At 46.2% G+C, this 10,000-nt stretch carries 10 protein-coding genes; 8 read left to right on the top strand and 2 right to left on the bottom strand.

Annotation, left to right across the window (positions count from 1 at the left end; genetic code table 11):
* From LDL40_RS14875 to LDL40_RS14865, 3 genes are all read left to right on the top strand, one after another.
* Positions 1-749, top strand: a 749-nt coding sequence (locus tag LDL40_RS14875) for a methyl-accepting chemotaxis protein (protein WP_300996213.1), incomplete at its 5' end; no start/stop codon positions are given.
* A 128-nt stretch (positions 750-877) separates the two neighbouring features.
* Positions 878-1,276, top strand: a complete 399-nt coding sequence (locus LDL40_RS14870; protein ID WP_300996212.1) for an MAPEG family protein — start codon at positions 878-880, stop codon at positions 1,274-1,276.
* A 3-nt stretch (positions 1,277-1,279) separates the two neighbouring features.
* Positions 1,280-3,082 (top strand): ABC transporter transmembrane domain-containing protein, encoded by a 1,803-nt coding sequence (locus LDL40_RS14865; protein ID WP_300996211.1) that lies wholly within the window; start codon positions 1,280-1,282, stop codon positions 3,080-3,082.
* A 204-nt stretch (positions 3,083-3,286) separates the two neighbouring features.
* Here LDL40_RS14865 and LDL40_RS14860 read toward each other — a convergent pair whose 3' ends face one another.
* A complete protein-coding gene (locus tag LDL40_RS14860; RefSeq protein ID WP_300996210.1) occupies positions 3,287-4,204 on the bottom strand; it encodes a S9 family peptidase in 918 nt (305 codons plus the stop codon).
* 265 nt (positions 4,205-4,469) lie between these two features.
* On the opposite strand from LDL40_RS14860, the gene LDL40_RS14855 reads away from it, so the two are divergent.
* The 3 genes from LDL40_RS14855 (at position 4,470) to LDL40_RS14845 (ending at position 7,384) form a co-directional block, all read left to right on the top strand.
* Entirely contained in the window at positions 4,470-5,189 is a 720-nt protein-coding gene (locus LDL40_RS14855) for a hydrolase (protein WP_300996209.1), read from the top strand.
* Positions 5,190-5,256: 67 nt separating this feature from the next.
* On the top strand, positions 5,257-5,601 hold the full coding sequence (locus tag LDL40_RS14850; RefSeq protein ID WP_300996208.1) for a cytochrome c: 345 nt from the start codon (positions 5,257-5,259) through the stop codon (positions 5,599-5,601).
* A 31-nt stretch (positions 5,602-5,632) separates the two neighbouring features.
* A complete protein-coding gene (locus tag LDL40_RS14845; protein ID WP_300996207.1) occupies positions 5,633-7,384 on the top strand; it encodes an amidohydrolase in 1,752 nt (583 codons plus the stop codon).
* A 58-nt stretch (positions 7,385-7,442) separates the two neighbouring features.
* Here LDL40_RS14845 and LDL40_RS14840 read toward each other — a convergent pair whose 3' ends face one another.
* A complete protein-coding gene (locus LDL40_RS14840) occupies positions 7,443-8,345 on the bottom strand; it encodes a LysR family transcriptional regulator (protein ID WP_300996206.1) in 903 nt (300 codons plus the stop codon).
* Between the two features lie 300 nt (positions 8,346-8,645).
* Between LDL40_RS14840 and LDL40_RS14835 the strand changes: the two genes are divergently transcribed.
* Both LDL40_RS14835 and LDL40_RS14830 read left to right on the top strand, forming a co-directional pair.
* Positions 8,646-9,314, top strand: coding sequence for an ABC transporter substrate-binding protein (locus tag LDL40_RS14835; protein ID WP_300996205.1), 669 nt, complete (start codon positions 8,646-8,648; stop codon positions 9,312-9,314).
* A gap of 240 nt (positions 9,315-9,554) precedes the next feature.
* Positions 9,555-10,000 (top strand): hypothetical protein (locus LDL40_RS14830; RefSeq protein ID WP_300996203.1); only part of this gene is annotated, 446 nt, incomplete at its 3' end.

The following is a 10,000-nucleotide window of genomic DNA, read 5'->3' as shown; positions in this document are numbered from 1 at the left end:
TACAGTTAAATGAAACTGTACAGGTCGCTGATGCTATTCGGCACTTAGCATTGGCTGTTGACCATATAGGTCAGGCAGTACAAAGAGCTGATGTCGCGTCAGGGGAGGCTTCAGGTATTACTGCCCAGGGTGAGCAAGTGGTGAATGCTGCTCGCGCTGGCGTCAGTGAAGTAGCAGATGAAATCGACAACGCCAGCAGAGTGATCAGTGCCTTAGTGGAAGACAGTAAAAATATCAGCACTATGCTGGAAGTGATTCGCAGCATCGCAGAACAAACCAATTTATTGGCGCTTAATGCTGCAATTGAAGCTGCCCGGGCTGGCGAATCAGGCCGTGGTTTTGCGGTCGTGGCTGATGAAGTCCGAAGCCTGGCATCCCGCACTCAGGATTCGACGAAACAAATTGAGGGTATTATTAATAACCTGACCAATGGGTCAGGTATGGCAGTAAAAGTGATGGCTGGCGCTCAGCAGAAAGCGTTGCAGATCACTGAGCGTATTGCGGACACTACGACGGCTTTTTCCTCTATAGTGACAGTGGTCGGAAAAATCCGCACGGTCAACGAAGATATTAAAGAATCGGCCCGTTCAGAGCAGGCCGAGATGAAGCAAATTCATGGCAGTGTTGAAGCTATAGTCACCCAGGCTAAGGCGAACGAAAGTATTGGTCAGCAAGCTCGTCATAGTAGTAATAGGCTGGATAAAGAAATGAGCAATTTAGCCGGGTTATTGGCCCAATTCCGTACTTAGTCTAAGTGACAAGAAACACAAAGGCGGCAGTAATATCAAGCCGCCTTTTTTAATCAACAATTGAATTCCTTGTTTGGCATCCCCATTACCGTTATAGACAATCCGCCTGACCTGACTGAAGGGTTACCATGGCTTTACATCTTCCTGCTATTGTCACTTTGCTGGCACTTTTATTATTTATCTACAGCTTTCTGGCCGTTGGTATGGCGCGGAAGAAATATGGCGTGGCTGCACCGGCTACGACCGGCCATGCCGCCTTTGAGGTGGTGTACAGAGTGCAGATGAATACACTGGAGCAACTGGTGCTGTTTTTACCTGCGCTGTGGTTATTCAGTGAGTACGTCAGTCCACTCTGGGCCGGGCTTTTAGGTTTAGTCTGGTTAGTGGGGCGTGTGTTGTATTCTGTCAGTTATGTCCAAGACCCTAAAAGTCGGGGCCCTGGTTTTATCATTAGTTTCATGACTGCTCTGGTGCTGATGATTGGTGCTGCCGTTGGTATAGTACTACGTATCATGGCTGGTTTATAAGTTATGAGCAGCGCCTCTGTGACATCCGAAACGCAACCTCAGGTTCAGGCTCCAGCCAAAAAAATGGGGCCGCTTTTTAGCTTAGTGCCCTTTTTGACACCTTACGCCAGTCGTTGGCTGCTGACTTTTGTCGCATTAACTGTGGCAGCAGTAGCAACCCTGACCTTGCCTGTGGCTTTTCGTTATCTGATTGACGCCGGATTTTCCTCCGATCAGGCTGGCCATATCGATAAATACTTTTTGGCGTTATTTGGCCTTTCTGTTGTTTTGGCCGTAGCCACAGCCTTGCGGTTTTATTATGTATCCTGGTTGGGCGAGCGGGTTACCGCGGATTTACGCAGTGCAGTATATGCCCATGTAGTGAAAATGAGTCCGCAGTTTTTTGAACTGACCAAAACAGGCGAAGTCTTGTCGCGTTTAACCACAGACACCACCTTAATTCAGGCTGTGGTTGGCACCAGTTTGTCTATGGGCTTACGTAACAGCTTTTTGTTACTGGGCGGATTGGTGATGTTATTTGTCACCAGTGCTAAATTAGCCGCTTATATTTTGCTGACTTTAGTCTTAGTGATTTTGCCGATTTTTTTATTTGGCCGCAAAGTGCGTAAATTATCGCGTGACAGTCAGGACCGTATCGCTGACGCCAGCGCTGTCGCAGGCGAAGTATTAAACGCTATTCCAACAGTGCAATCGTACCGGCAGGAGCAACGTGAAACTTTGCGTTTTACCGACTCAGTCGAAACTGCGTTTACCACAGCTTTATCCCGTATTCGCGCCCGTTCTATGCTGACTTTAGTGGCCATAGTCTTGGTATTTGGTGCTATTTCCTTTGTGCTCTGGTTAGGTGCTCAGGCGGTGCTGGCTAATGAAATGACGGGAGGCCAGTTATCACAGTTTATTTTATATGCGGTACTGACTGCCGGTGCTATTGGCGCTATTGCCGAAGTATGGGGCGATTTACAGCGCGCTGCCGGAGCGGCTGAGCGTTTAATGCAGCTATTGAATGTACAATCCCCTGTGCAGGAAAGCGTTGCTCCTCTGCCTTTGGTCGTACCCGAACATCATTTGGCTGGTCTGGGTATTGAGTTTAGCCACGTCAATTTCAGTTATCCGTCGCGGCCAGATACCTTGGCCTTACAGGATTTTTCGCTGCAGATTAAACCAGGTGAACATATAGCCTTAGTTGGCCCCTCCGGCGCCGGAAAAACCACTTTGTTCCAGTTGCTGCTGAGGTTTTACGATCCGCAACAAGGTCAGGTGAAATTTAACGGCATGGATTTAAAGGATCTGCGTTTAACAGATGCCCGGCAGCCATTTGGTATAGTGCTGCAGGACACTGTAATTTTCGCAGCTTCTGTACTGGATAATATCCGTTACGCCCGTCCTGAAGCTTCAGAAGAGGAAGTGCAGGCTGCAGCAAAAATGGCAGCGGCACACGACTTTATTCTGGCCTTGCCCGAAGGCTACAACACCTATTTAGGTGAACGTGGGGTGCGTTTATCCGGAGGGCAACGCCAGCGTATTTCAATAGCCAGAGCTATTTTAAGTAACCCTTCGGTGTTATTGCTGGATGAAGCGACCAGTGCATTAGATGCTGAAAGCGAACGACAAGTGCAACAGGCGCTGGACAACGCGGCGCAAAACCGCACTACACTAGTGATAGCCCACCGGCTGGCCACAGTACTGGCAGCCGATCGTATTGTGGTATTGGAAGCCGGCCGCATAGTAGCTCAGGGCACTCATACCGAATTGCTGCAAAACAGCGAGCTGTATGCCCGTTTGGCAGCTTTGCAGTTTAGCCATTAATACCCTTCGTACTTGAAGCTGCAGCTTTGTTGACTTCGAGCCATCGCCCCAGTTGTTTTGCAAGTACTATGCTGGGGGTATGCGGCTCGTTTTCGCTTCAATCCAATTGCACATAGGTAAACTATGCTCCTGGGGTCTCACGCTCTTGTCGCCTCCCCGCAACTCCAATTACTTTGGGTATATTTATGAAGGAAGAGCTTTGGTTTATAACCAGGGCTCTAGTTTGGTCACATAATCAGCCGGCAACAGATGACCACTTGCGAAACGAAATAGCTTTTTATCCGGGTTGGGTAACGCGTCAAACAGCTGTTGATTCTGTTGGATGCTGGCGTATTCATCGTCATCAGCAGTAAATAGCCAAACCTGGTTATCTGCCAGACCTGCCATCAGATTAAGCGGCGCGACCACTGCAGTAGTGCTGTTCATATGAGGCGGTACTATGGCTGCAACGCTGTGAATACGAGAGTCGACTCCAGCCAGCAGCAAGCTGATTTGTGCGCCCATGCTGTAACCTGCCAGTTTGATGTTATTTTTATCCAGTTTGGGTTGTTGTACTAACCAATCCAGCAGCACTCTATGATCCCGCACTGTATCTATCAGCATGGTTTCGTAAGGCTCACGTTCTCCCCACCAGTGTAAATTATCAATAATATCCACAATGCTTATATTGGGGTCTTTGCGTAAACCATGAAGACGGGCATCAATGGCGACAACCGCATAACCTTTGGCCAATGCCATAGCTGTGATTTTATCCGTTTGCTCAAAGGTAGCTCTGTCTTTGAAACTGCTTTGCCACCAGCGAATTTGACTGCGGCCCATGGCATGAGCACCAATCAACACAGGCACCGGGTTCTGAATAGTTTTTGGATCTGCAGGGTAGCTAATACGACCATTCACAGTCACGCCATCAAAGCTCTGGTAAGTAAACTCAAAGCTTTGGCGACTGAGTTCTTTCAGCTCCAGTTGCACCTGCTGTTTTGCTGGGTAAGCATAACGTGCAGTCAATTCCTCCGCGCTTAAACTATATGGCTTTAAACCAAATAGCCCGTACCAAAGCGCTGCTATTGCGGCTACTACTGCACCTATACCCAGCATTAAGTCTATTCCTCTTCGTTGTGCCATAACGTTGTCCTGTACTGCTCCATCGAAAACACAGCAATCTGTTTGTGAGGCGCAAAGCTTAAAGCAGTGAATGTGAAAGGGGTGTGAAACTAAAGCTGAGTGGCTAGCAGATATATTACATTTTAAAATTCTCAATAAGAGAATGAAAGACGCGTTTTTATCTAATTTTCATTCTTTTTTATTGCTCTATTATGTGACTCATGGACTGGTTACGCAGTCGTCCATTAACAAAACCAAAACTCAATTATCCAGAAGGAATTTTAAAATGTTCAAATTAAACAAAACATTACAATCTGTTATCGCTGGTGTTTCTTTGTTTGCTGCTATCAGTGCACCAGCTATAGCTGGTGAGCCTGGCAAGACGCTGTTAACACCAACCAACCATACATTGATTTTAATTGACCACCAACCACAAATGGCCTTTGCAACCCGTTCTCATACAGTGGAAGAAGTTCGCAATAACGTGACTGGTTTAGCCAAAGCAGCCAAAGCTTTTGAAGTGCCAACCATACTAACGACAGTGGCAGCCAAGTCGTTCAGTGGCCCTCTTTTCCCGGAATTACAAAAAGTCTTTCCTGAACAAACTCCGATAGACCGTACTACCATGAATACCTGGGAAGATAAACGTGTCACGGATCTGGTGAAAAAATTTAAGAAAAACAAAATTGTAATTGCAGCCTTATGGACTGAAGTTTGTGGTGTTGGACCTGTATTGTCGGCCATAGACGAAGGTTACGAAGTGTATTTTGTCACTGATGCTTCGGGCGGCGTCAGCAAAGAAGCCCACGATATGGCAGTACAGCGCATGATCCAGGCTGGTGCCCGTCCAGTAACCTGGTTGCAATACATGCTGGAGCTGCAACGTGATTGGGCTCGCACTGCCTCCTATGAAGCCGTGACTGATATTGCCAAAGAACATGCAGGTGGTTATGGCTTAGGTTTGATTTATGCCACTGAAATGTTCCATGCCAAAGAAGGTCAGTAATTCTAAGGCAACTTGAGCAGAAGGCCACGATCAGTGGCCTTTTTATCAAAAGAGGAAGGAGGCGAAGATGAAGACTTTAACAGCTTTAGCTTTACTGATAGTCGCAGGCACATTCAGTCAACACTCTGTAGCCAGCAGCGAGCAGTTGTATGCCAAAGGTCAGGTGTTATCACAGCAGTGTTTAGGTTGTCATGGTGAATTTGGTATAGCTCCTGTGGCCACTAACCCTAATCTGGCCGGCCAAAATAAAGAGTATTTGCAGTATGCCTTAAAGGCGTATCGCGACGGTAAACGTAAGGGCGGTTTGGCTTTTATTATGCAGGCCAATGCCAGTGCACTGTCGGATCAGGATATTGAGTCTTTAGCAGTATTTTTTTCGTCTCAAAATGGCAAACAGGCTGCTGCTGAGTAACTGCAGAACGCTGAATTAAAAGGAAAATATTATGAAACTGGTAAAACATTTAGTAGCTGCGGCCGTCGCCTCTGGTCTGTCATTTAGCCTGATGGCGGCTGATTTAATAGTTTACAACGCAAAAATTCAAACCTTTGATGGCAAAGAATATTCGGCCTTTTCTGTCACCAATGGCCGCTTCGAGCAATTAAGTACAGACAGCCAAAGCCTGCTGGCACAAAAAACAGCCAGCACTCAACTGATAGACGCCCAGGGCCGTCGTGTGATCCCTGGCATCAACGATTCTCACCTGCATGTGGTGCGTGGTGGTCGCTTTTACAATTTAGAAACCCGGTGGGAAGGCTTAACCTCATTAAAAGATGCTTTGGCTTTGCTGAAAAAAAATGTCGAAGTGACACCAGAAGGCCAGTGGGCACGGGTTGTGGGGGGATTCAGCCCTTATCAGTTTAAAGAAAAGCGTTTACCTACATCAGCAGAACTGACAGCCATAGCGCCCAATACGCCGGTTTTTGTACTGCATTTGTATTCTGGTGCCGTGCTGAATAAAAAAGCCATGCAAGTGCTGGGGATCACTAAAGATTCCGTGGCGCCTAAAGACAGTTATTATGAAAAAGATGCACAGGGTGAACTAACAGGCCGTTTAATTGCCGACCCTAATCCAACTATTTTGTACAAAACTATCGCTGCGCTGCCGCAGTTGTCGCAGGACGACCAGCTGAATTCCAGCAAACAGTTTTACAGTAAGCTGCTGAGTTTAGGTGTAACCAGTGTGGTGGATGCAGGCGGCGGTGGCCATGATTTTCCCGATAACTATCAAGCTTCTACCGTATTGGCTGTAACAGGTAAATTGCCAATCCGGGTGTCGAACTATTTATTCCCACAAACTCCGGGCAAGGAAATGAGCAGTTTCAGTCAGTGGATGAGCAACTACAAAAACAATCAGAACCTGCATTTGCATATGGATAATGGGTATGTAGTTGAAGGCGGTGGTGAGCTGTTGTCCTGGAAAGCTTCTGACTACGAAAACTTTATGTCGACACGGCCAGAACTGGACGCAGACGCCGATCCGGAGTTAGAGCAAATAGTACGTTTGCATTTAGTGCAAGGCTGGCCTTTCCGAATCCACGCTACTTACGATGAGTCGATTGAACGTATGCTGACGGTGTTTGAAACTATTAACCAAACGCAACCACTGAATAAAGTACGCTGGATTATCGACCATGCTGAAACTATTTCAGATAAAAACCTGAAACGTGTCAAAGCTTTAGGTGGCGCTATTGCAGTGCAGGGCCGGATGGCTTTTGCCGGTGAAGACTTCTTACAGCGTTATGGCAAAGCCAAAACAGAACAAAGCCCACCTTTTAAAAAGATGCTGGAGCTGGGTATTCCAGTGGGTTTTGGTACAGACGGCACCCGTGTAGCCAGCTTTAACCCCTGGGCGACTTATTACTGGGCAGTGTCGGGTAAAACTGTGGGTGGCACCCCTTTATATGGTAAAGAAAATACGCTGGACAGATTAACAGCCTTAAAAGTCTTTACCTCTGGCAGTGCTTATTTTTCTGGGGAAGAGTTGGTGAAAGGCCAAATTCAGCCTGGTATGTATGCAGACTTTGTGGTGCTGAATCAGGATATTTTAACCGTTGCTGAACATAAGCTATTACAAACTGAAGCAGATCTGACCGTAGTAGCAGGTGAAGTACGATACGCCAGCCAGACTGCTTATCCGGCTTGGTATAAAAAACCTGAAGCAGCAACTCCAGCCTGGTCGCCGGTAAATCAATAAAAATGGGGTCAGATCACATAAGTTATGCGTAACTAATGTGATCTGACCCCAATTTCATTTACATATCTTCTGAGGTCGGCAAATCCATACTTTGATAACGGAGCTCACCTAAAAATGTGCGGGCAGCAGGGCCAAGCTTGTCGGCATCCAGAAATAGCAAATGCAGATTCACTTTTCGGCTGCGCCCGTTACAAAGTGGTAAAGGTTTTAGCAGACCCTGCTCTAAATCGTCCACTATAGAAGTTAAAGGTAACCAGGCAAAGCCTAAACCTTTTTTAATCATATCTATCGAAGTGCGCATATGACTGACGGTCCAGCGCTGATTAGCGCCGAGCCAACCTTCGTCATTACGTTGGGATATGGCTGAATCGCGAACAACAATTTGCCGATGAGACTTTAAGTCTTCAATAGTCAGGTCGCGTTCTATAGTAAAAAGCGGATGGGTAGGGCAGGCGACTGCCAGAAATTCTATCTGGCACAACTCTTCGCTGAAAATATCTTTGATGGTCAAAGGCGAGACTGCAATATCGACCTGAAAAGTCTCCAGTAGCTCTTTCGCACCGGATAAAATAGATTCACTCAGTTCAATGCGCAGCATAGGGTAAGCAGCAGAGGTGTTTTCCAACGCTTTGTACAATAAATGCTGTGGGAATATTTCATCCACAGCGATGCGTAACTTAGTTTCAATGCCTTCGGCCAGCGTCAGGCCAACATCTTCCACGCGCAGCGCTTCATCCAGCAAATAGTTAACCCGGCGTAAAATCATTTCGCCTTCTGCAGTCAGTAAGGTTTTGCGGCCTTCTACACGGAATAAAGCTACTCCTAAGCTGGCCTCAATTTTTTGTACCGCAGTATGAATACTGGACTGGCTTTTATGGATCACGGCCGACGCCTGATTAAAGCCGCCGTGATCAGCCACGACTTTAAACATTCGCCACTGTTCCAGTGTAACTTTTAGCATGCCCGGCTTTTTCCTGTTGCTAACAAACTGAAATTGAACACTTATTACCCAATCATATGTTTTTTTATTCAAGTATTTTACAGTGCAGCCGACATTTGTCACTCGAACAATCAAGTCATTAAAACGAATGCCCTACTGCTTCACAAGGAAGCCAGATACCAGTGACTGTTCATTTATCTTTGCTATCTCCGTATTACTGCTAGAGTTAACCCTGTCTCAACTGACTTTTTTAAACGGTAGGCACTTATGTTCAGGTTGGTATTGTGTGTGCTTCTTTATTGTTCCCTTGTGGATAAGGCTATGGCTAGGGGAGAACTAAGGTTTTTGATGCCGGATTACCCGCCTTATACCTATCAGGAACAGGGACAAAATAAAGGTATAGGCTATGAAGCGGTGGCCGCTATTATGGCTGATCTACAGCTGCCATTTTCTGTACGTTTAGTGCCTCATTTTGGTCGTGCTGCCGTTGATTTACAACAGGGCAAAGTAGATGGTTTTTTTCTGGCGACCGAAAGTGCAGAACGCAACAGTATGGCCGAATTCTCACAACCGGTATTGATGATCCAATGGACCTGGGTTTGGTTAAAGCAACGCTCAGACTTAAAACCTGGTGCTGCAGGTTTTAAACATCAGGCTCAGGTTTCAGCTCAAACAAACAGCAATGCATTTCACTGGCTAAAAGAGCAACATTATCAGGTGACAGCTGGCACCACTGATATCAGAGGTCTGTTAAATTTATTGAAGTTCAAAAGGGTAGACGCCATTTTATTACCAGAATTGACAATAAAAACTCTGATGAAGCAACAAGGTATAGACAGTGAGTTGTACAACTTTCAGCAAGAGGTAAACCTGCCTTTTGCTATTTACATCAACAAAACTTATCTGAAGAAAAATCCGGGATTTATGCAAAAATTAAATGCTGCGATTCACCGTTACCAAGCCAAAGTGTCAGCTGTTGAAGCTTTCTAGTTGATATCTGACTGGGGTGCATAACAAAATATGCGCCAGCCTCTGAAACTATCTGGTTTGCATTCGCTCTGATAAAACTGCGTTTATCCTGAGGCTTGTTGTGTTGCATCACGCACTTATAATTCAGCGCAGATTTAGCTAAAACCACAGATACTGGCTGTTGTTTTGGTAGCTCAATGAGGTGAAAGGTTGCAAATATGCCTTGTTCTCCTACAATGGCGCGGCAACTGGAGGGTGGTGATGAAATTTTCGGCAGTATTAATCCTGGCTATATGCGCAGGTCCTGTGTTGGCGACCGAGTGGTGGCAAACGAAGCAAGACCCAAATAATACGCAAGTCATAGCGCTTGGGAAAAAGCCTGTACTTTCCGTTGCCTCTTGTCCTGAAGATACGGCGCTGCGGTATTATCTGAAAACTGAAAAAATAGCTGCATTACAAAACACTTGGTATCAACAAGCCAGTCGGGAGCCTCATACCGCTTTATATCGTTGGGTTTTTGGTCCAAGCTGGCAGGAAAAGTTAGAAAAAGCACTTTTCCCTGGTGCTGAAACTCTGGTCAAACCTGCTTCTGTTGGTGCATTACAACAACTGACGATGGATTTTCCCCAGTCTGAACAAGACAATTTAGCTTTTGAAGATGTACTGGTATTTACAGTGCAGTTTGCTGGTTTTACCCCAGATCACAA

Origin of the sequence: Rheinheimera sp. (assembly GCF_020217005.1) — a bacterium.
Taxonomy (GTDB): Bacteria; Pseudomonadota; Gammaproteobacteria; order Enterobacterales; family Alteromonadaceae; genus Pararheinheimera.
Note: the sequence above shows the minus strand (reverse complement) of the source record. Positions and strands in the feature narration are given on the sequence as shown.

Coding starts and splice junctions, on each gene's coding strand:
- LDL40_RS14870 (WP_300996212.1), top strand. CDS start 878: ATGGCTTTACATCTTCCTGCTATTGTCACTTTGCTGGCACTTTTATTA.
- LDL40_RS14850 (WP_300996208.1), top strand. CDS start 5,257: ATGAAGACTTTAACAGCTTTAGCTTTACTGATAGTCGCAGGCACATTC.
- LDL40_RS14835 (WP_300996205.1), top strand. CDS start 8,646: ATGGCTAGGGGAGAACTAAGGTTTTTGATGCCGGATTACCCGCCTTAT.
- LDL40_RS14860 (WP_300996210.1), bottom strand. CDS start 4,204: ATGGCACAACGAAGAGGAATAGACTTAATGCTGGGTATAGGTGCAGTA.
- LDL40_RS14845 (WP_300996207.1), top strand. CDS start 5,633: ATGAAACTGGTAAAACATTTAGTAGCTGCGGCCGTCGCCTCTGGTCTG.
- LDL40_RS14865 (WP_300996211.1), top strand. CDS start 1,280: ATGAGCAGCGCCTCTGTGACATCCGAAACGCAACCTCAGGTTCAGGCT.
- LDL40_RS14855 (WP_300996209.1), top strand. CDS start 4,470: ATGTTCAAATTAAACAAAACATTACAATCTGTTATCGCTGGTGTTTCT.
- LDL40_RS14840 (WP_300996206.1), bottom strand. CDS start 8,345: ATGCTAAAAGTTACACTGGAACAGTGGCGAATGTTTAAAGTCGTGGCT.